This is a genomic window from uncultured Granulicatella sp. (assembly GCF_963545075.1).
Classification (GTDB): domain Bacteria; phylum Bacillota; class Bacilli; order Lactobacillales; family Aerococcaceae; genus Granulicatella.
This window is the reverse complement of the sequence record NZ_CAUUHX010000009.1, coordinates 23693-45314: the sequence shown is the minus strand read 5'-3', so window position 1 is coordinate 45314 and position 21622 is coordinate 23693. Positions and strand designations below refer to the sequence as shown.

18 protein-coding genes are annotated in these 21622 nt (G+C 34.8%); 4 read left to right on the top strand and 14 right to left on the bottom strand.

Annotation, left to right across the window (positions count from 1 at the left end):
- Positions 1 to 195: 195 nt before the first annotated feature.
- The gene (locus RWZ86_RS02420) at positions 196 to 912 is read left to right on the top strand and encodes a pseudouridine synthase (RefSeq protein ID WP_314679721.1); all 717 of its coding nucleotides are present in this window, start codon (positions 196 to 198) and stop codon (positions 910 to 912) included.
- A gap of 47 nt (positions 913 to 959) precedes the next feature.
- Here RWZ86_RS02420 and RWZ86_RS02415 read toward each other — a convergent pair whose 3' ends face one another.
- From RWZ86_RS02415 to malQ, 14 genes are all read right to left on the bottom strand, one after another.
- A complete protein-coding gene (locus RWZ86_RS02415; RefSeq protein WP_314679718.1) occupies positions 960 to 2195 on the bottom strand; it encodes an NAD(P)H-dependent oxidoreductase in 1236 nt (411 codons plus the stop codon).
- Between the two features lie 26 nt (positions 2196 to 2221).
- The gene (locus tag RWZ86_RS02410) at positions 2222 to 2830 is read right to left on the bottom strand and encodes an NADPH-dependent FMN reductase (protein ID WP_314113142.1); all 609 of its coding nucleotides are present in this window, start codon (positions 2828 to 2830) and stop codon (positions 2222 to 2224) included.
- 26 nt (positions 2831 to 2856) lie between these two features.
- On the bottom strand, positions 2857 to 3777 hold the full coding sequence (locus RWZ86_RS02405; RefSeq protein WP_314679716.1) for an FAD:protein FMN transferase: 921 nt from the start codon (positions 3775 to 3777) through the stop codon (positions 2857 to 2859).
- Between the two features lie 188 nt (positions 3778 to 3965).
- Complete coding sequence (locus tag RWZ86_RS02400) at positions 3966 to 5819, bottom strand: acyltransferase family protein (RefSeq protein ID WP_314679714.1); 1854 nt, start codon at positions 5817 to 5819, stop codon at positions 3966 to 3968.
- Positions 5820 to 5961: 142 nt separating this feature from the next.
- Positions 5962 to 6294 (bottom strand): zinc ribbon domain-containing protein YjdM, encoded by a 333-nt coding sequence (locus RWZ86_RS02395; RefSeq protein ID WP_314679712.1) that lies wholly within the window; start codon positions 6292 to 6294, stop codon positions 5962 to 5964.
- A gap of 36 nt (positions 6295 to 6330) precedes the next feature.
- Positions 6331 to 7572 (bottom strand): U32 family peptidase, encoded by a 1242-nt coding sequence (locus tag RWZ86_RS02390; protein ID WP_314679710.1) that lies wholly within the window; start codon positions 7570 to 7572, stop codon positions 6331 to 6333.
- Positions 7573 to 7583: 11 nt separating this feature from the next.
- Positions 7584 to 8504: a peptidase U32 family protein gene (locus RWZ86_RS02385; protein ID WP_314679708.1), complete on the bottom strand. Its 921-nt coding sequence runs from the start codon at positions 8502 to 8504 to the stop codon at positions 7584 to 7586.
- Between the two features lie 179 nt (positions 8505 to 8683).
- A complete protein-coding gene (gene tuf, locus RWZ86_RS02380; protein ID WP_314679706.1) occupies positions 8684 to 9871 on the bottom strand; it encodes an elongation factor Tu in 1188 nt (395 codons plus the stop codon).
- 160 nt (positions 9872 to 10031) lie between these two features.
- On the bottom strand, positions 10032 to 12119 hold the full coding sequence (gene fusA / locus RWZ86_RS02375; protein ID WP_006703606.1) for an elongation factor G: 2088 nt from the start codon (positions 12117 to 12119) through the stop codon (positions 10032 to 10034).
- 71 nt (positions 12120 to 12190) lie between these two features.
- On the bottom strand, positions 12191 to 12661 hold the full coding sequence (rpsG, locus tag RWZ86_RS02370) for a 30S ribosomal protein S7 (protein ID WP_006703607.1): 471 nt from the start codon (positions 12659 to 12661) through the stop codon (positions 12191 to 12193).
- A 61-nt stretch (positions 12662 to 12722) separates the two neighbouring features.
- On the bottom strand, positions 12723 to 13136 hold the full coding sequence (rpsL, locus tag RWZ86_RS02365; protein ID WP_005607493.1) for a 30S ribosomal protein S12: 414 nt from the start codon (positions 13134 to 13136) through the stop codon (positions 12723 to 12725).
- A gap of 272 nt (positions 13137 to 13408) precedes the next feature.
- Positions 13409 to 14128 (bottom strand): peroxide stress protein YaaA, encoded by a 720-nt coding sequence (gene yaaA, locus RWZ86_RS02360; RefSeq protein ID WP_314679703.1) that lies wholly within the window; start codon positions 14126 to 14128, stop codon positions 13409 to 13411.
- Between the two features lie 96 nt (positions 14129 to 14224).
- A complete protein-coding gene (locus tag RWZ86_RS02355) occupies positions 14225 to 16486 on the bottom strand; it encodes a glycogen/starch/alpha-glucan phosphorylase (protein ID WP_314679701.1) in 2262 nt (753 codons plus the stop codon).
- 25 nt (positions 16487 to 16511) lie between these two features.
- The gene (gene malQ, locus RWZ86_RS02350) at positions 16512 to 18014 is read right to left on the bottom strand and encodes a 4-alpha-glucanotransferase (protein WP_314679724.1); all 1503 of its coding nucleotides are present in this window, start codon (positions 18012 to 18014) and stop codon (positions 16512 to 16514) included.
- 331 nt (positions 18015 to 18345) lie between these two features.
- Between malQ and RWZ86_RS02345 the strand changes: the two genes are divergently transcribed.
- From RWZ86_RS02345 to RWZ86_RS02335, 3 genes are all read left to right on the top strand, one after another.
- Positions 18346 to 19647: an extracellular solute-binding protein gene (locus RWZ86_RS02345; protein WP_314113162.1), complete on the top strand. Its 1302-nt coding sequence runs from the start codon at positions 18346 to 18348 to the stop codon at positions 19645 to 19647.
- Between the two features lie 99 nt (positions 19648 to 19746).
- Positions 19747 to 20673 carry a sugar ABC transporter permease gene (locus RWZ86_RS02340; protein ID WP_314679699.1) on the top strand — a complete coding sequence of 309 codons (927 nt, stop codon included), beginning with the start codon at positions 19747 to 19749 and terminating at the stop codon, positions 20671 to 20673.
- On the top strand, positions 20673 to 21548 hold the full coding sequence (locus RWZ86_RS02335; RefSeq protein ID WP_314113165.1) for a carbohydrate ABC transporter permease: 876 nt from the start codon (positions 20673 to 20675) through the stop codon (positions 21546 to 21548). The genes RWZ86_RS02340 and RWZ86_RS02335 overlap by 1 nt, the downstream gene beginning before the upstream one ends.
- The last annotated feature ends 74 nt before the right edge of the window (positions 21549 to 21622 follow it).

Below are 21622 nucleotides of genomic sequence, written 5' to 3'. Positions count from 1 at the left end.
TCGCGACAACTCCTATATATTATCATAGGTGTTTTTCTCTGTCAACAACTTTTTTCATTTTTTGAAAATTGTTTCAGAGTTGTTTTTGTTGTCTCGCAACAACGTTTAATAATTTATCATAGATAGACTTCACCGTCAACCCCTTTTTTCAAAAAATATGGTATAATTTTTTCAATTATGATTAAGGAGGTTTTTATGCGTCTCGAACATTTATTAATGAATCATTTTGATATTTCTCGTAAGCAAATGAAAAAATTAATTTCTTCCGGGGAAGTTCTTATTGATTCTATCCCTGCAACTCATGTAAGTAATAATGTCGATCCACAACTTCAAGTTGTTACAGTTCAAGGGACTCGAATTGAGGACAACTCTCAAAAGTATTATTTGTTAAATAAACCTAAAGGTCTTATCTCTGCCACTACTGATCAGCAACTTCCTACTGTTATTGATTTATTTAAAAATGAAAATGTAGAAGGACTCTATCCTATCGGTCGTTTAGATAGAGATACCGAAGGGCTTTTAATCATCACGAATAACGGTCCATTAGGTTATCGACTATTAAATCCTGTTCAGCACATTGAAAAGGATTATTACGTTGAAGTAAACGGACCTTTAGATGATTCTTGTATTCAAAGATTTCACGATGGTATTGTTTTTCATGATGGGACCATTTGTAAATCTGCTACATTAACTATTCTTGAATCTTCACCTACATTTAGTAAAGCCTCCGTCATTATTTCAGAAGGAAAGTTTCATCAAATTAAAAAAATGTTTTTATGTGTTGGAGTTAAAGTTACTTTTTTAAAAAGAATTCGTTTTGGAGAATTTCTGTTAGATGAATCTCTTTCCCCTGGTGAGTATCGACCTTTCAATTCGTCCGAACTACAACTTTTAAAGCAATATTTTGATTAAATGAAAAAAAGCAAGCGATTTTTCTCGCTTGCCTTTTTTAGTCTAAGTTAGTTACTTGCACTTGAAGTTGCGTCTGCAGCACCATGACTTGGAGTATCTGATGAAGCTCCTGAAGTTGCATCTGCGCTTCCATGAGATCCATGTCCTCCAGCAGCTGGAGCATTTCCACCAACTAAACGTTGACCAGTTGTTTCTAAATACCAATCTAACCATGGTTGGAAGTTAAAGATAATTTCATTAATTCCTGCATATGAACCATCTGGATAGTACATTGCTTTATAGTTATGTGTATTAATTACACCTTCTGGTTGTCCAGGAACAATTGTACGAACGTACTCTTGATCACCATTACGTAATACACCTACAACCCACTCAACGTTTTTCATTCTTGCTGGTGGTAATGAAGCATGCACAGTTCCTAATCTGCTACCCGCTTGAACACGTACACGTTTACCAAACATTGTGCTTGGTTCTTGGTGAGCGTTATTATAATACAAGAATTGGTTGTTATCATCTGCATATGTTAACTCAAATGGCATTGCTTTTAAGAACATATCAATTTGGTTAACCGTTAAGATACCGTGGTCTAATTTAACATAAGTATCTCCTGAAACAGCGCCAACGATTTCTGCTGCTTTTTCTACCCAATCTGGATCGTCTGGGTCAACACCTTGAATAGTTGTTGCGATTGGATTTGTACAGTATAAATCTTCTGGAGCAATTGGTTTTGGTTTTTTCAATTTAGAAACGACCTCCACATATTTTACAAAGTTGTCTAAACAAGATTCTAAGAATTTCACAGTTCCTTCATTTGTGATATTTCCGTTTTCATCGAATGCTTCTTTAGCTTTTCCTAATAAGAATTCATTTCCTGGTAATGTATATGCATTCACACCTGGAGCATCTAAAATTTTACGTAAATGTACTTGCGCACGTGATGTTCCTTGATCGTGGTATGAAGCACCTACAATCATAACAGGTTTATTTTCGAATGGATGTACTTTAAATGATAACCATTCTAAAACGCTTTTTAGTGATGCTGTAATTGTATGATTGTGTTCTGGTGTTGCAATGATAACTCCATCCGCACGAGTAATTTTGTTATATAAATAACGTAATTGGAAACTGTCATCCCATTTTTCATCTTGATTAAATACTGGAACTTCATCGATTTCCAAAACTTCTAATTCAAATTTTAATTTAAATTGACGTTGAATGAATTGTAATAATTTACGGTTATATGATAGTTCAGCGTTTGAACCTACAAGTCCTACAAATTTCATAATGTATATTCCTCTCTTATTATGGTTTAAATATTTTCCCAATCAAAGTTTTCTGCTTCTTTGTGTAATAAATCTTGAGCACTTCTTAATTTTTGAGTGATTTTAACAAATAAACGGAAATCATCAAATAGGGCATCTAATTTTTTAATTGTATCTAAATCAATTAAATCACCTTTTTTATCAAATGCTTGAAGTGAGTGAGATAATAAAAATTCAGATCCTGGCATTACATTTGCTTTTAATTCTGGTGAGTCCAAAATTTGACGTAATTGTAATTGGGCACGTGAAGAACCTAATGTACCATAAGATGCTCCTGTAATCATAACTGGTTTATTTAATAATGGATGAATGCCATAAGATAACCATGCTAATGCGCTCATTAATACTGCTGGAATAGCGTGATCATATTCTGGAGTTCCAATAATTACTCCATCAGCAGCTTCAATTTTAGCAGCAATTTCTTTTACAAGTTCTGGAACTTGTTTGTTAGCTGGTTTATTGAATAATGGTAGATCTTTAATTTCCACTAATTCAATTTCAACTTTTTTTGCAAAATGTTTTTGCATATATTGTAATAAAGTACGGTTTGTAGAACGTTGTGAGTTTGTTCCAACAAGTGCAATAAATTTTGTCATAATAATTCCTTTCTATACATCTCAGATTAAACAAATTGAATTCCAGATGTATACATCATTTTTTGATTTTTTGTAATCACAAATGCTTCCAGTCCAGGTTGTTGTTCGATTTCTTCGATAATGTCATATGGATTTTGTCCAAATAAGCGAGTCGTCCATATTTCGCAATCTACTGATTTTTCTGCTACAATCGTTATGCTAGCAACTTCTGTTTCCATTGGATATCCTGTTTTTCTGTCAAAAATGTGATGATAGGTTTTTCCATCCACTACTAATTGACGTTCATAAATCCCTGAAGTTACAACAGATGCATCCGACACGGCAATAACTGCTACATGCTCGCCTCTATCTAATATAGGATTTTGAATTCCAATTCTCCAAGGTCTTTGAAAATTTGGATTTTCTCCAATCGTAAGAATATTTCCACCTAAATCAATAATCCCTGATTGAACACCTTGTTCTACCAAAAATTGTTTTAATTTATCAGCGATATATCCTTTTGCTAAAGCGCCCAAATCGATTCTCATTCCAACTTTGGCTAAATACACTTCCTGTTTCGAGTCATCTAATATAATATCCTCGGGATTCGTTATTTGTAATAAAGTTTGAATCTCTTCTTTTGAAGGAAGTTTAGCATCTGAAAAACCAATTCTCCACGTTTGAACTAATGGTCCAATCGCAATGTTGAGATGACTATTCGTTGCAATACTATGTTTCTTTCCTAACGCAATTAATTCAAATAATTCTGGATGTACTCGAACTGCTTTCTTTCCAGCTTGTAAATTAATCGCCATTAGTTCTGAATCAGCATCATTTGCACTAAAACGATTTTTATAAAGGTGCAACAGTTGCTCACTCTGTAACAATAAATTCTGTGCGTCCTCATGGAAAATCGTTAATGTAATAGACGCCCCCATTAATCGAAGACTGTGACTAACACTTTGCAAACAATTTCCTCTTTCCTTTTGCATTTACCACTAATATACCAAAACAATGGAGTTTTCTCAAGCTATTTAGCTCATTGACTCACATTGCTTCAAATAAAATAAGTACACATTTTCACAGCTGTTCCTCTAACTAAACAGAAAAACACCGCTATCGACAGTCCTTCAACTATCAATAACGGCGCTACTCTTTATTCATTCATTTTAGTTTGAGTAATAGAATCTAATAAATACTCTGCAAATTGTTCTGCTCCTTGATTATTTGGATGAATCTTATCTTCATAAAACCATTCAGTATGTTTTTTTGCTAATTCATACCAATCAATAATATGTACATTTGCATGGCGAGTTTTCGCTTCATGTAATTGCTGATTCACTTCATTATTCCATTTCACTGGAGCAAATATTGTCACAAAGTATAACTCTCGGTCTTCTCCAAGAATACGAATATATTCATCTATTTGTTTTTGAGAAAAAGTACCATTCGTTCCTAAAACTGTTACAACTCTATCAGACATTTTTCCTTTTGAAATTAAGTCTTGTAAAGTAGCAGGACTAGAATATAATTGTCTTCCGATTTTTCCATCGATAATAGCTTTAGGGAATAATTCTTGAACTTTATCTGCTGCTGCTAATAAAATCGAATCTCCTACAAATGTTACTGGCTCTTGAGCAATTCGTTCTTTCAATTCAATTTCTTTATTTGGATCTACTGTCGTACTTTCTTCTTGAGTTGTCTGTTCAATCAATTCTTGATTTCTTTTAATCACACTTTCCAATTGCTGTGCAACTAAATTTGTTTCCGTTGCAGATTGGAAAAATCCAACAAATGCTAACCCCATTAAAATAATATAAGTAAACGAAAAGGCCATTCCCATGATTTTTTTAACCGGAGGTAACTCCTTCACAGTAAAATGATGAATGCTCATCAAACTAAATGTTTGCCCAAATGGTACTAACCATTTTTTCGTTTCAAATACTTTATAAGTAATTTCAGCTAACACTACAATACATAGCATTTGAGCAACTAAAAGTATAAGATTTGATTCTTCACCACTTAGGAAATAAGGTGCAAACATATGCACAGGATAAAACCATAAATAATAAGAAAAACTTCTTCTTCCAAAAATGGTAAATCCTCTAAATCGCAAGAAATAATTTAATACAGAATTTTCATACAAAATGCTCCATAAAAACACAATAGAAACAATAGAGAATAATTGCATACCATATAGGTATGTTTCATCTTGTACTCCATTATAATTTAGTGCCATCCATCCCATTAAAAAAAGACTAACGAAGCCTAGCACTTGGACGACTAATGAAGCAGCTTTTCTGTTAGGTAAATGAAGAGATAACTGCCCTTCTGTAAAATAACTTAACACTCCTCCTAATAAGAACGAGAAAATTCTAGTTGAAATTGCATAATAGATATACGAAGGATCTCTTTGTATCAAATACATCACAGTCATTACTAGCGCTGAAAGAACACTTAAAATTAATAATATAACACTTTCTTGCATTCGTAATAAGTTTAATCGATTAAATATTTTTCTAATTCCAACAGCTATTAACATCAATTGTAAATAAAGGGATACATACCATAAATGAACAAATGGACTTGGATTAATCGATTGTACAAAGTAAGATTGTTGATTAATAATTTGATAGTAATTATTGAAAAATACTAACGACGATAATGACATCATTCGAATATTTTTTAACTGTTCCGGTAATGCAATAAATAAAAATGCAACCGTCCCAATAATCATAAACAACATTGGAAGCCATAATCGAGATAGTTTTGATGACAGATGCCATTCTACTGGTTTTTTATGGAATAAATGCTTATTATCTCGAAAGGCTAAGTAACCACCGATTACAAAGAATGCATTTACCGCAAAAAAACCACCTGGCAAATAATTTTGAAAAAAATAATATCCTATAATTGCAAGAATCATCATCCCTTTAAAACCATCAAGGGCTGCTACACGTTTATATTTAGAATTTTTTTGAGCTTCTTGCATCACATTTTGTTGAGCCACGTGAAATTTTCCATCCTTTAACTAGTATTCCTCTTCATTATATTCTCTGGAAAATTTTCCGTCAAACCTCTTTTGAAATATTTTTAAGATTTTTAACAAATCATAAAAGAGCTGAAGATTTTTCCTCAGCTCTTTTAATCAATTAGATTTTTTTAACGAATTCTGATTTTAATTTCATCGCACCGAAACCATCAATTTTGCAATCAATATTGTGGTCTCCTTCTACGATACGAATATTTTTCACACGTGTACCTTGCTTAATATCTTTTGGAGCACCTTTAACTTTTAAATCTTTAATAACTGTTACAGTATCTCCATTTTCTAAACGGTTTCCATTTGCATCAATGGCTACTACTCCATCTTCTTCAACTTCTTGTCCTGGCTCCCATTCATGAGCACATTCTGGACAAACTAATAATACACCATCTTCATATGTGTATTCTGAATTACATTTTGGACAATTTGGTAATGACATAATCGTCTCCTTTCTCGTTTTTTGTTTGTATCTATTTTACCTTCTTTTTCGAATCATGTCTAATGGTTTCACTGGTTCTGTTACTTTCATTTTACAAATCATCATTGCATGAGGAGCTGCTTCAATTTCTTCCCCATTTTCATCCCATAAAGTTGTTAATACTTCTTCATGATGACGCATTCCTGGTCCATAAAACTCAATATGGTCTCCAACTTTAAAGTTATTTCTTTGTTGGATCGTTGCAATTTGAGTTTCTGGATCATATTCCAACACTTGACCTACGAATGCATATTGCGGAATTTGACGACGAGCACCAAATAATTGCTCTTCTTCAGTAGGAATTTGATAATAGAATCCTGTTGCCAACTCACGTTGAGCTGCTTTCCATAATTCATCTACCCATTCTTGTTTACATACATAGTTATCTGGATCTTCACAATAACTATCTACTGCCGCACGATATACATTGGCTACTGTTGAAACATAGTGAATAGACTTCATACGTCCTTCAATTTTCAAGCTATCTACTCCAGCTTCAATTAAATCTGGCAAATTGTGAATCATTGATAAGTCAACTGCACTCATAGAGAATTTCTCTTCGATACCTTCTTCACCAGCGCCAACCATATTTTTCTCATTAGCAAATGGCATATCAAACAAACCATATTTCCAACGACATGATTGCGCACATCCACCACGGTTCGCATCACGACGTACCATGTGATTAGACAATACACAACGACCTGAATATGAAATACACATCGCACCATGAATAAATGCTTCAATTTCAACATCCACTTTTTCTTGCATTTCTTGAATTTCTGCCATAGAAACTTCACGTGCTAATACAACACGTTCTAAGCCTTCATCTTTCCAGAAGTTTAATGTTTCCCAGTTTGCTGCAGAAGCTTGTGTCGAAAGGTGAATTGGTAATCCTGGAGCTTCAGAAGCACAAATATCCATTAATGCCATATCACTGACAATCGCTGCATCAATTCCAAGGTCACGAACTGTACGGAAAAATTCACCCGCACCTTTTTCGTCTCCTTCGTGAGTCACCATGTTTGCTGCAATATATACTTTAGCATTATGACTATGCGCAAATTCAACGGCTTCTTTCATTTCTTCGAAATCAAAGTTTCCTGCACGACTTCTTAGTCCGTAAGCTTCTCCTCCTAAGAACACTGCATCTGCACCATATAAAATGGCTGTTTTTAATTTTTCAAGTGTTCCTGCTGGAGCAAGAACTTCTGGTTTTTTCAAAATTTTTCTTCCCATTCGTCTCTCTCCTATTTCACATCTTCTGGATTTAAAATATAAAATCCTGCATCTAAACCACGTTGTTCTGGATGAAGTTCTCTTACTTGCAATTCTAAGCTAGCACTCTTTTCAACTGTCCAAGTACCTGCTTCGATTTCTTTACGAGCATTATCAAATAATTGAACTACTTTAACAAAGTTTTCTCCAGGAGTTAATACTCCGTCAAATTTCCATTGAGGAACACCCATTTCAGCTAATTCTAATAAGTAAGGAGCTAAAGAAACATCATTATTGGCGAAAATATGTGTCCCATTAATATCTTGATAGATTGAATAATGAGAATCTTCATCTGCAGGTTCACTGACAAATAATCCACGTTTTTTCTCAACGCTTTCTTCTTTCTCAATATAGTTAAAATAATTTTGTAATAATGGACGTTTAGAATGATGGATACATGTTGCACCATAAACTAACACTTCAATTGGTACTTCTACTTGACTTGCTAAAATTTCCATTTCCGCTCTTGGAATTTCTCTAGCAATTACTGCACCAACTGCTCCACGTTTAGCCCAGAAATTAACTTGACGACTACTTGTGACTAACACAGCAGCATCGTAATAATAAGGTATAGAGTATTCTGGGTTCTTCATAATTTGAACAACTCCAGGATCTCCTACAGTTATCATATCTACGTTAATTGATTTTAAAAACTGTAAATATTCAGGAACTTTCGCAATTCCTTCATTATGGAAAATCGCATTAACCACTACATTTACTTTTTTTCCATAGCGATGTGCTAATTCTGTTAATTCTTTTTGTTCATCACGTGAAAATGACATTGGTAATCTTAAACCAAATAAGTCTTCACCAAAGCACAAAACATCTACTCCCGCTTCAAGTAATGCTTGCGCTTGTTGGATTGATTCAACTGTTGCAATCAGCTCTATCATTCCAAACGCCTCCTATTCTTTCAATAAAAATATACTGATATAGAGTAGCATAAATTTTAAAATATCGCCACTCAAAACCAGCAATCTAGAATGAGAACAGTTTTCAATTAGATTTTTTATAGAACGAGAACAAAAAAAATCCTCCCAAAAGGGAGGATTGAAAATCAATTTAATAAAAATTATTTTTCGATAGAAGCTACGATTCCAGCACCTACAGTACGTCCACCTTCACGGATAGAGAACTTAGTACCTTCTTCGATCGCAACTGGGTGAATTAATTCAACTTCCATAGTTACGTTGTCACCAGGCATTACCATTTCAGTACCTTCTGGTAACACACAAACACCAGTGATGTCTGTTGTACGGAAGTAGAATTGAGGACGGTAGTTAGAGAAGAATGGAGTGTGACGTCCACCTTCTTCTTTAGTTAATACGTAAACCTCAGCTTTGAATTTTGTATGTGGAGTGATTGTTCCTGGTTTAGAAAGAACTTGTCCACGTTCGATGTTGTCACGTGTAACACCACGTAATAATGTACCAATGTTATCCCCAGCTTCAGCGTAGTCTAACAATTTACGGAACATTTCAACACCTGTAACAGTTGTTTTAGAAGTTTCTTCAGAAATACCAACGATTTCTACTTCGTCACCAACACGAACTTGTCCACGTTCAACACGTCCTGTAGCTACAGTACCACGACCAGTGATTGAGAATACGTCTTCGACTGGCATCATGAATGGTTTGTCAGTGTCACGTTCTGGAGTTGGGATATATTCGTCAACAGCAGCCATTAATTCTAAGATTTTTTCTTCGTAAGCTGCATCGCCTTCTAAAGCGCGTAAAGCAGAACCAGAAACAACTGGAGTGTCATCTCCTGGGAAATCGTATTCTGATAATAAGTCACGAACTTCCATTTCTACTAATTCTAATAATTCTTCATCGTCAACCATGTCAACTTTGTTTAAGAATACAACGATGTAAGGAACACCTACTTGACGTGATAATAAGATGTGTTCACGTGTTTGAGGCATTGGACCGTCAGCTGCAGATACTACTAAGATAGCACCGTCCATTTGAGCAGCACCAGTGATCATGTTTTTAACGTAGTCCGCGTGTCCTGGGCAGTCAACGTGAGCATAGTGACGAGTGTCAGTTTCATACTCAACGTGAGCAGTGTTGATAGTGATACCACGTTCGCGTTCTTCTGGAGCTTTATCGATTGAACCGTAATCTTGAGCTTGTGCGAAACCTTTCTTAGCTAAAACAGTTGTGATAGCTGCAGTTAAAGTTGTTTTACCGTGGTCAACGTGGCCGATTGTACCAATGTTAACGTGTGGTTTTGAGCGGTCAAATTTTTCTTTTGCCATTTTAAATAATTCCTCCTAAATGTTTGAGTATTTTTGTTAGATTCTATAACAGTATCTACCGATTTGAATTATACCAAAGAATACCTATAAAAATCAACTGGTTACGCTAGGTAACCAGTTAACCTAGACTCTTCGATGTTATTGCGTTTATAGCGATTTATTATTCGCCATTTCCGCCATTTTTCTTAATGATTTCTTCTGCAATGCTCTTAGGAACATCTTCGTAGTGGTCGAATGTCATTGAGAACGTACCACGACCTTGTGTTGCAGAACGTAATGTAGTTGCGTAACCGAACATTTCTGATAAAGGAATCATACCTTTAACGATTTGTGCGTTACCTCGAACTTCAGAACCTTCAACGCGTCCACGACGAGCGTTAACGTGACCCATTACATCTCCGAAGTATTCTTCTGGAACTGTAATTTCTACAGCCATCATTGGTTCTAAGATAGATGGTTGTGCTTTCTTAGCAGCAGCTTTCAATGCCATTGAAGCAGCAACTTTGAAGGCAGTTTCTGATGAATCGACATCATGGTAGCTTCCATCATATAATTTAGCTTTGATGTCAACTAATGGATAACCAGCTAATACCCCGTTTTCCATAGCGTCTTTCAATCCTGCTTCTACAGCTGGGATGTATTCACGAGGAACTACCCCACCGACGATAGCATTCTCGAATTCGAATCCAGCGCCTTCTTCGTTAGGAGCAAATTCAATCCATACGTGACCGTATTGACCTTTACCACCTGATTGACGAACGAATTTACCTTCTGCTTGAGTAGAAGCACGGAATGTTTCACGGTAAGATACTTGAGGAGCACCTACGTTAGCTTCAACTTTGAATTCACGACGCATACGGTCTACGATAATGTCTAAGTGTAACTCACCCATACCAGCGATAACTGTTTCACCAGTTTCTTGGTTAGTGTAAGCACGGAATGTTGGGTCTTCTTCAGCAAGTTTTTGTAATGCAATACCCATTTTATCTTGGTCAGCTTTTGATTTTGGTTCAATCGCTACTTCGATAACTGGATCAGGGAATTCCATAGACTCTAAGATAACTTCTGCTTTTTCGTCACATAATGTGTCCCCAGTAGTTGTATCTTTAAGACCTACTGCTGCAGCGATATCTCCTGAGAATACTTCAGGAATTTCTTGACGTGAGTTAGCGTGCATTTGTAAGATACGTCCTACACGTTCACGTTTACCTTTAGTTGAGTTTTTAACGTATGAACCTGATTGTAAAGTACCAGAGTACACACGGAAGAATGTTAAACGACCTACGAATGGGTCAGTCATAACTTTAAATGCTAATGCTGAGAATGGTTCTTCGTCTGAAGAATGACGTTCTACTTCTGCATCAGTGTTAGGATCAATCCCTTTAATAGCTGGTACATCTAATGGTGATGGTAAGTAGTCAACTACTGCATCTAACATTAATTGTACCCCTTTGTTTTTGAAAGCTGATCCACATAATACTGGGTAGAATTCAGCAGCACATGTAGCTTTACGGATAGCTGCTTTTAATTCTTCTTGTGAAATTTCATCGCCTTCTAAATAGCGTTCCATTAATTCTTCATCAGTTTCAGCTACTGCTTCCACTAATTTTTCACGCCATTCTTCTGCTAAATCTTGTAAATCTTCAGGGATATCTGTTTCTTGGATATCAGTACCTAAGTCATTAGTATAGATTTCAGCTTTCATTTTAATTAAATCGATGATACCTGAAAACTCATCTTCAGCACCGATTGGTAATTGAATTGGGTGAGCATTTGCTTGTAAACGTTCATGAATTGTACGTACAGAATATAAGAAGTCTGCACCGATTTTATCCATTTTGTTAGCAAATACGATACGAGGAACACCATATGTTGTAGCTTGACGCCATACAGTTTCTGTTTGAGGTTCAACCCCAGACTGTGCATCAAGTACCGCAACAGCTCCATCTAATACACGTAGAGAACGTTCTACTTCAACTGTGAAGTCCACGTGCCCTGGAGTGTCGATGATGTTGATACGGTGACCTTTCCATTGTGCTGTTGTAGCAGCAGATGTAATAGTGATACCACGTTCTTGTTCTTGTTCCATCCAGTCCATTTGTGAAGCACCTTCGTGAGTTTCACCAATTTTATGGATTTTACCAGTGTAATAAAGTACACGCTCAGTTGTTGTAGTTTTACCTGCGTCAATGTGAGCCATGATACCGATATTACGCGTGTTTTCAAGAGTAAATTCTCTCTTTGCCATCTTCGTTCTACACCTCTTTATTTAATAGTTAATTTATGCATAGATTAAAAAGCCCGAAGGCTTTTTGAATCTTACCAACGATAGTGAGCAAACGCTTTGTTTGCTTCTGCCATTTTATGAGTATCTTCACGTTTTTTAACAGAAGCACCTGAGTTGTTCGCCGCATCCATGATTTCACGAGCTAAACGAACTTCCATAGTGTCTTCACCACGTAAGCGTGAGTAGTTTACTAACCAACGTAAACCTAATGTAGTACGACGGTCTGAACGAACTTCAACTGGTACTTGATAGTTAGAACCACCAACACGGCGAGCTTTAACTTCTAATACTGGCATAATGTTCTTCATAGCTTGATCGAACACTTCCATTGGATCATTTCCAGTTTGTTCTTTAACGATGTCAAATGCATTGTATAAAATTGTTGCTGCTTTACCACGTTTACCATCTACCATTAAACGGTTGATTAAACGAGTAACTAATTTTGAATTATAAATTGGATCAGGCAAAACATCACGTTTTGCGACAGGACCTTTACGAGGCATTTATAATCCTCCTTTCATCATTTTGAGTTATTAATTATTATTTTTATCTTGTTAACCTAAATTATTTTTTAGGACGTTTTGTACCGTATTTAGAACGACCTTGCATACGGTTGTTAACTCCAGCAGTGTCTAATGCACCACGGATGATGTGGTAACGTACCCCTGGTAAGTCTTTTACACGTCCACCACGAATTAATACTACGCTGTGTTCTTGTAAGTTGTGACCGATACCTGGAATGTACGCAGTTACTTCGATTAAGTTTGATAAACGTACACGGGCATATTTACGTAACGCTGAGTTAGGTTTTTTAGGTGTCATAGTACCTACACGAGTACATACACCACGTTTTTGTGGAGAGTTTGTATTCGTTTGTGATTTTTTAAAGCTGTTATATCCTTTACCTAACGCTGGAGAAGCTGATTTCTCAACTGCTGATTTACGAGGTTTACGGACTAATTGGTTAATTGTTGGCATTTAGCTCTTCCTCCTTCCCTATCGGGTTCTTCTTGGTCCACACATCCTGGTGGTCCATTTTTTTGTAAAAATTAAAAGACACATAAATGTCTCTCAGTGGCCTTTTTACCAGTCAGCACGACTGATATGATTTCTAATCAGGAATCAGGTATAAAAGCACCTTTGACATAGTACCATAATTATTCAACTTCGTCAACGGGTGTAGGCTATTTCTTTTTATAGTTTTTGTGTATATTTCGACTGCTCTCTTTTATTCATTTTATACAGACTGCCTATACTTCTTTTACAAAACAATAATGATTTTCCTTTGAAAGTGATGCATCATATCTAAAACCATCTAAATCAAAATTTTGTATTTCAGCTTTTTCTTGAACACGTTGACTCATCATCCACGCTGCCATTTTTCCTCTTGCTTTCTTCGAAATAGTAGAATGTTGTTTTAATACCCCTTCTTTTTTCTCAAAGAATTCAATATCTACCCAATCATATTGTTTTTTATTAAATAACGAAGAAAACTCACTACTTGCTAAGTTGATGATGCACTCTCCTTCTTCAAACGAAGTTACAATTCTTTCTTTCCAATATTTTTTTAGCGTTTCTCCTTCTACTTTCAAACTCATCGTTAAATCTAGACGATATGCCTTCACATATTCTTTTGGACTAATTGCACCATATAACGCTGAAAGAATTCGAATATGTTTCGCTGCATAATCTTGATGCTCTTTCCAATCGGCTACTTGTTTAAAACTGCGAAATGCTAATCCTTGATACAAATCCATCGCATAGTAAGTTATACTTTCTCGAAAGTTTTGGATTTTCAACCAATTTTCTTCTAATAAACTATCACTAACTTTCAGTAATTTCTTCAGTTCTTCCTTCGTATAGCTTTCTAATAAAGATACAATTTTCTGACTGTCCTCCGTTAGCACCCAATCTTTTGACAAAGGTGAATCTGTCGCCATTTCTTTTGCAGGTGACATAATTATTTTCATTAAATCATCCTTTCCTAGTTTTCTGGTTCTATTTTAACCTAAAAAAGGAGCAAGAAACAACTCTCGTAATTTCTTACTCCTTCATTCTTCGTTCTATTAGTTTAATTTCCAAATATCACGGTTGTAGTCTTCAATTGTACGGTCACTTGAGAAGAAACCTGCCATTGCAATGTTTGTAATTACTTTTGCAATCCAATTTTCACGATCGTGATAATCTACTAACATACGTTCTTTTGTTTGGATATAGTCTTCTAAGTCTAATAAAGTCATGAACCAGTCTTTATTGATTAGTTCATTGAATAATCTTTCTAAACGTTCTCTATTTCCTAATGAAACTAGAGAATCACTTACGATAAAGTCTACTAATGGACGAATCGCTTCTCTTTCATAATATGAGTATGAATGGTAATCACTATTTTCATAATGTTTAATAACAGTGTCGCTATCTTCACCAAAGACATAAATGTTTTCATCCCCTACTAATTCGTGGATTTCCACATTCGCTCCGTCTAATGTTCCTAATGTTAACGCACCATTTAACATGAATTTCATATTACCTGTTCCACTTGCTTCTTTTGAAGCTAATGAAATTTGTTCAGAAATATCTGCTGCAGGAATTAAGTGAGTTGCCGCAGTAACATTATAGTTTTCTACCATTACAACTTGTAAGTGTGGACTTACTTCTGGGTCATTCGCAATTAATTCAGATAAACATAAAATTAAATGAATAATGTCTTGTGCAATCACATATGCAGGAGCAGCTTTACCTCCAAAGATAATTGTAATTGGTTTTGCAGGAATGTTACCATTTTTAATATCTAAATATTTGTAAATAACATATAATGCATTCATTTGTTGACGTTTGTATTCATGCATACGTTTAATTTGAACGTCAAAAATTGAATCTTCTTTAACCGTTACACCTTGGTGTTCTTGTAAGAAGTGTTTCAAACGTAATTTATTGTTACGTTTAATACCTTTTAATGTTTCTTGGAATTCTAAATCATGTGTATGAGCTTTTAACGCTTCTAATTTCGTTGCATCATGACGGTATTCTTTTCCAATTGTACGATCTAATAATTTAGCTAATTCTGGGTTTGCATGCATTAACCAACGACGGAATGTAATCCCGTTTGTTTTGTTGTTAAATTTCTCTGGATAAATTTCATAGAAATTCTTCAATTCGCTTTGTTTTAAAATTTCTGTATGCAACGCAGCTACACCATTAACGCTATATCCATAGTGAATATCCATATTCGCCATATGAACACGATTATGTTCATCGATAATCGCTACACTAGTATCATCAAATTGATTTCTTACGCGAGCATCTAATTCTTTAATAATTGGCACTAAGTGTGGCACTACTTGTTCTAAGTAATGTAAAGGCCATTTTTCTAAAGCTTCTGCTAAAATTGTGTGGTTTGTATAAGCTGTCATTGAACGAACAATTTCAACTGCTTCATCAAATTCAATTCCACGTTCGCCTAATAAACGAATTAATTCAGGAATAACCATTGATGGGTGAGTATCATTAATTTGAACAGTAGCGTATTCTGCTAAGTCGTGTAAGTTACTACCTTTAGCAACTGCTTCATCTAATAATAATTGAGCTCCATTACTTACCATGAAGTATTGTTGGTAAATACGTAATAATTCACCTTGCTCATCACTATCATCTGGGTATAAGAATAATGTTAAGTTTTCTGCAATTTTTGTTTTGTCAAATGCGATTGAGTCATCATGAACTAATGATTCATCAATTGTATCTACATCAAATAAATGTAATTGGTTTTTATGAGATTGTTCATACCCTAAAACATCAATATTGAACATTTTTGATTTCAATGTAAAGTTTGCAAATGGCACTTCATATGAAACATCAGTTGGAACTAACCAGCTATATGGAGTTAACCATTGATTTGGTACTGCGTTTTGTTGATTATCTTTGAATTTTTGTTCAAATAAACCAAAGTGATAATTTAATCCAACCCCATCCCCTGGTAAACCAAGAGTTGCAATAGAATCTAAGAAGCAAGCTGCTAAACGACCTAATCCACCGTTTCCTAATGATGGTTCTAATTCAATTTCTTCGATTTCTGCTAAAGTATGACCTTCAGCTTCTAATTCTTCTTTTACTTCGTCATAAATTCCTAAATTGATTAAATTATTTGATAGTAATTTACCAATTAAAAATTCTGCAGAAATGTAATATACTTTTTTCTTTCCTTCATTTAATGATAATGCTGCACTTTTTTCTTTTGTATAATGTAATAAAGCTACATATACTTCTTCTTTCGAACATTCTCCTAATGATTTATGATAATTACTTTCTACATATTGTTTTAATGTTTGCATTTTTATCTCCTTCTATTTGTTAACCCTACAACTGTTCGTTTGAACGATCATATAACTCTGTAATTTCTAATAGGAAGCTTTCTACCTCTGGTGTAATATCTCCCTCTTGCATTCTCCACACCCAGTTTCCACCAAGAGTGCTTGGAATATTCATACGAGCTGTTGTATCTAATTGTAATAAATCTTGCATTGTGGCAATAGTCATTTTACTTACAGAACCATATAAACTTCTTAGCATTGCATAGCTAATTGGTTCATCAGTGCGATTTAAATAACGATTACAGAAATTACGTTCTTCCTCTGAAGCAGACTCATACCAGCCTAATACAGTATCATTATCATGAGTTCCTGTGTAAGAAACTGAATTCACTGGATAATAATGTGGTAAGTCTGTACTGCTTGTTTGAGCTCCCATAAAGCCAAATTCCAAAATTTTCATTCCAGGGAATCCTGTAGCTTCACGTAATTCGATTACAGCCTCATCCATAAATCCTAAGTCTTCCGCAATAATTGGTAAATCGCCAAGTTCATTTTTCACCGCTTCAAATAAGTCAAAACCTGGACCTTTTACCCATTCACCACCAGTAGCATCTGTTGCGCCTGCTGGAATTTCCCAATATGCTGCAAAACCACGGAAATGGTCAATTCTGACAACATCAAACAATTCAAAGCTTGCTTTCAATCGTTTAATCCACCAAGTAAAACCATCTAATTTCATCGCTCTCCAATTGTAAATTGGATTTCCCCATAATTGTCCTAATGGTGAGAATCCATCTGGTGGACATCCTGCTACACAAGCCGCATTGCCTACTTCATCTGTTTTGAAGTAATGTGGTGTTGCCCACATTTCAACGCTGTCTTCTGCAACATAAATTGGCATATCTCCAATAATTTGAATATAATGTTCATTCGCATATTGTTTCAATGCTTTCCATTGTTTATCAAATAAATATTGAGTCACACGGTGATACTCTAATTTATCTGCTAATTTTTCACGATAAGCAGCTAACGCTTCTGGATGACGACGTTTAATGTCTTCGTCAGTCCATTTTGTCCAACTCTTCATGTCAAAGCTTTCTTTAATCGCCATATATTCTGCAAATGGTTCTAACCAGTCTGCTTTTTCTTCCACAAAACGATGGTAATCTGACAAATCTTCTTTTTCTAAGAAACGTTGAACCACTTTTTCTAAAACAGGTCTTCTTCTTTCATAAATTAACGCATAATCAACAGTTGTTACATCATCTCCCCAATTACCCGTTAATTCTTCATTCGTCAATAATCCCTCTTGAACAAATTGATCAAAATCTAAGAAATGTGTATTCCCAGCAAATGCTGAAAATGATTGGTATGGAGAATCTCCATAACTCGTTGTTCCTAATGGTAAGATTTGCCAATAAGTTTGTTTACTACGTACTAGAAAATCAACAAAATCGTAAGCAGATTTCCCAAATGAACCAATTCCATATTTCCCTGGTAAAGATGAAATATGCATTAACACACCAGATTGTCTTTCTGTCATAAGTATTACTCCTCTTTTCTTTATCAATTTTTAGATACGTAGTTTTTTAAATTACGCAACCGTTTGCCTTAATACTATTAGAAAAAAAATAAAAATGCAAGTATTAATTTTAAAAAAATAAAAGTATTATTTACTTAAAAAGCCTAAATCCGATTATTTTTTACCTATTTATATAGTATTGGTATATAAAGCTATTATTATACTAAAATTGTAAACGCTAAATTTTTTTTATTTTTTTGCAAAAAAAGGCTTGCAAACGATTTCTGAAAGGGGTATACTAAAACCAGTTAAGAAATCGTTTGCGTTAACTGAATATATCTCAAGGGAGGAAAAAACAATGGCAAACACATGGCTTAAAAAATCATTCGTTGTCGGCTTAGCTGGTTTAGCATTAGCAGCTTGCGGCAGCAAATCATCAGACTCTTCAAAAGGAGGATCTTCTGAAAGTAAGAAAGAATTCACTTTATATAGTAACAAGAGTGAAATTCAAGATGCTTTAACAGCATACGCTAAAGAATGGGGCGACAAAAACGGAGTTACAGTAAACATTAAAACATGTTCTGGTTCATGTAAAATTTCAGATCAATTAAAAACTGAATTTACTGCTGGGACTGCTCCAGACGTATTCGTAATTGAAGGTCAAGCTGGATACGACTTATGGAAAGACAACCTACAACCACTTAAAGGTGACTGGATTGACAAAACAGAATTCGAATTCAAACAAGGAAACGATGTTTACGGATTCCCAGTAGCTGTTGAAGGTTACGGTTTAGCTTACAATAAAGAAGTATTATCTAAAGCTGGTATTGACCCTGCTTCATTAACTTCATTTGATGCAGTTCAAAAAGCAATGGATACATTAGAAAGCAAAAAAGATGAATTAGGTTTATCTACAGTAGTAGCAACTGCTACTAAAGAAGGTGAAACTTGGATCATGGGTATCCACGACTTCGCTGCTTACTTAAGTTCTGGTTTACCAAACGGAGACCGTACAGTTACTCAACAAGTAGTTAAAGGTGAAACTGACAAAGCTCGTTTATCTAACTATGCTGACTGGGTTGAATTATTATTCAAACATACTGAGAAAAAATTATTAACTGTTGGTACTCAAGAAGATATGGACTCTGCATTTGCTAGTGGTAAAGCAGCATTCTTACACCAAGGTAACTGGAAAGATCCTAACTTAAAACAATTAAACGCTAAATTCGAAATGGGATTCATTCCTTATCAAACTTTAGGAAAAGACAAAAATGCTGATGGATTATTCATCGGTGCTCCATCTTACTATGTAGTTAATAAAGACACTAAAGCTTTAGATTCAATCAACAAATTCTTCTCTGACTTAGTTGATACTAAAGAAGGTCAAGACTACACAGTAAACAAAGCTAACATGATTTCAGCATTCTCTACATCTAAAGAAATGCCAAGCGCTCCATTATCTAAATTCTTAGCTGAATGGGTTGCTGCTAAAAAACCTGTTTACTCATTCGATAACCCATACTTCATGCCTGACAACTTCTTAATGGGTAAATTAGGACCAATCTTTGGACAATACGCTCAAGGTTCAATCGACAAAGCTAAATTCCAAGAATTGATCACAAATCAAATCAAAGAAGTACCAAGCTTACTTCAAAAATAACAATTAAGTATGTAACACAGGCCCACAACTACTTACAACGGTCGTTGTGGGTTTGCTGTTATTAATACCTCAGCAATACATAAAAGGAGGAACCCTAACATGTCTAAGAATAAAAAAGCTCTTAGTCGTGACGATCGCGCAAGACGTACGTTTTACTGGCTTGTGCTACCGGCATTTATCATTTTTGCACTCGTAATTATTGTACCTTTCTTCTTAGGTTTCTATTATTCCCTAACAGACTGGAAGAGTGTTACTCAAACTAAAATTAACTTTGTTGGATTAAAAAACTTTACAGACAGCTTTGCTGATACTCGTTTCCAATATTCATTAATGATTACTGTTATTTTCGCATTATTTAACGTAGTCGTTGTAAACTTCGTATCATTTGGTTTAGCTTTACTAGTGTCTAGTAAAATTAAATTAAGTCAAATCTTCCGTGCAGGTTTCTTTATTCCTAACCTTATCGGGGGACTTGTATTAGGGTATATCTGGCAATTCATTTATAACTCAGTATTCCCTGCTTTAGGTTCAGCTATTGGTAGTCAATTCTTAGTAGAAAATCTATTTTTAGGTGACGTTAAATTAGCTGTACTTGCTTTAATTATCACTAACACATGGCAATATGCTGGTTATATTATGATGATTTACTTTGCTGCATTACAAAATGTACCTTCAAGTTTAGTAGAATCTGCTTCTCTTGATGGAGCTAATGCTTTCCAAAGATTAAAACATATTATTATTCCAATGGTAATGCCTGCATTTACGGTATCACTATTCTTAACAATTACAAACTCATTTAAAATTTTCGATGTAAACTTCTCACTTACTGGTGGTGGACCATCTCTATTATGGCATGATAAAGCTATCCAAAGTACAGAGTTTATTACAATGAACATTTATAACACTGCTTCAGGAGATAACTTAATGGCACAAGGTCAAGCTCGTGCAGTTATTTTATTCTTCATCTTAGTAGTGATTAGTATTGTTCAAACAACAATCACTAAACGGAAGGAGATTGACTTATAATGAAAAACCAAAAAATCGGCTTATTACTTTTAGAAATTTTTGGAGCTGTTTTATTCTTATTATTCTTAAGCCCAATCTTTTTATTAGTGATTAACTCAGCTAAAAGTTCTGCTGAAATCTTAGCTAGTCCATTATCATGGCCTGCAAGTTTCGGTCAACTTTGGACAAATGCGGTAACAATTTGGAACAATCCTTCCATTAAATACCCATCATCATTTTTTGCTTCAACAATTATTACAGTCATTTCATTAGTAACGATTACTCTATTCTCAGCATTAGCTGCTTGGGGATTAGTTCGTTATCGTTCTAAATTATCAACTGTTGTATTCTTTATCTTTGTAGCATCAATGGTAATTCCTTTCCAAGTTGTAATGTATCCATTAGTAACTTGGTTCAAAATTTTAAGTGATACAATTACAAATCCTTTATTCGGATTTAGCTTATTACGTACTTATCCTGGTATCATCTTTGCTTACACTGGATTTGGGATGTCTCTATCTGTATTCATGTTCCACGGCTTCATTAAAGGTGTTCCACTTGAAATCGAAGAAGCTGCTGAATTAGATGGATGTAATAAAATGCAAACATTCTTCTATGTTGTATTACCAATTTTAAAACCAATCTATGTAACAATTTTAATCTTAAATGGTATTTGGATTTGGAATGACTTCTTATTACCATTACTTTTATTAGGTAAAGGAAATGCAATTCAAACACTTCCAATCGCAGTATCTAACTTTGCAGGATCATTTACAAAACAATGGGATATGATTTTAACATCAACTCTATTAATTATGTTACCAGTCATCATCCTATTCTTAATTGCTCAAAAACATATCATGAAAGGTATGGTTGACGGAGCTATCAAATCTTAAGATGATTTTTACTCTGGGCTGGTTAACATTGTTTTCCTGCCCAGATTTTTTTATAACTAAAGAAAAAGGAGGAT

Bases quoted from the DNA above. Each gene is read 5' to 3' on its own strand.
- RWZ86_RS02420 (WP_314679721.1), top strand. From the start codon at position 196: ATGCGTCTCGAACATTTATTAATGAATCATTTTGATATTTCTCGTAAG.
- RWZ86_RS02415 (WP_314679718.1), bottom strand. From the start codon at position 2,195: ATGAAATTTGTAGGACTTGTAGGTTCAAACGCTGAACTATCATATAAC.
- RWZ86_RS02410 (WP_314113142.1), bottom strand. From the start codon at position 2,830: ATGACAAAATTTATTGCACTTGTTGGAACAAACTCACAACGTTCTACA.
- RWZ86_RS02395 (WP_314679712.1), bottom strand. From the start codon at position 6,294: ATGTCATTACCAAATTGTCCAAAATGTAATTCAGAATACACATATGAA.
- RWZ86_RS02390 (WP_314679710.1), bottom strand. From the start codon at position 7,572: ATGGGAAGAAAAATTTTGAAAAAACCAGAAGTTCTTGCTCCAGCAGGA.
- RWZ86_RS02385 (WP_314679708.1), bottom strand. From the start codon at position 8,504: ATGATAGAGCTGATTGCAACAGTTGAATCAATCCAACAAGCGCAAGCA.
- tuf (WP_314679706.1), bottom strand. From the start codon at position 9,871: ATGGCAAAAGAAAAATTTGACCGCTCAAAACCACACGTTAACATTGGT.
- fusA (WP_006703606.1), bottom strand. From the start codon at position 12,119: ATGGCAAAGAGAGAATTTACTCTTGAAAACACGCGTAATATCGGTATC.
- rpsG (WP_006703607.1), bottom strand. From the start codon at position 12,661: ATGCCTCGTAAAGGTCCTGTCGCAAAACGTGATGTTTTGCCTGATCCA.
- rpsL (WP_005607493.1), bottom strand. From the start codon at position 13,136: ATGCCAACAATTAACCAATTAGTCCGTAAACCTCGTAAATCAGCAGTT.
- yaaA (WP_314679703.1), bottom strand. From the start codon at position 14,128: ATGAAAATAATTATGTCACCTGCAAAAGAAATGGCGACAGATTCACCT.
- RWZ86_RS02355 (WP_314679701.1), bottom strand. From the start codon at position 16,486: ATGCAAACATTAAAACAATATGTAGAAAGTAATTATCATAAATCATTA.
- RWZ86_RS02345 (WP_314113162.1), top strand. From the start codon at position 18,346: ATGGCAAACACATGGCTTAAAAAATCATTCGTTGTCGGCTTAGCTGGT.
- RWZ86_RS02340 (WP_314679699.1), top strand. From the start codon at position 19,747: ATGTCTAAGAATAAAAAAGCTCTTAGTCGTGACGATCGCGCAAGACGT.
- RWZ86_RS02335 (WP_314113165.1), top strand. From the start codon at position 20,673: ATGAAAAACCAAAAAATCGGCTTATTACTTTTAGAAATTTTTGGAGCT.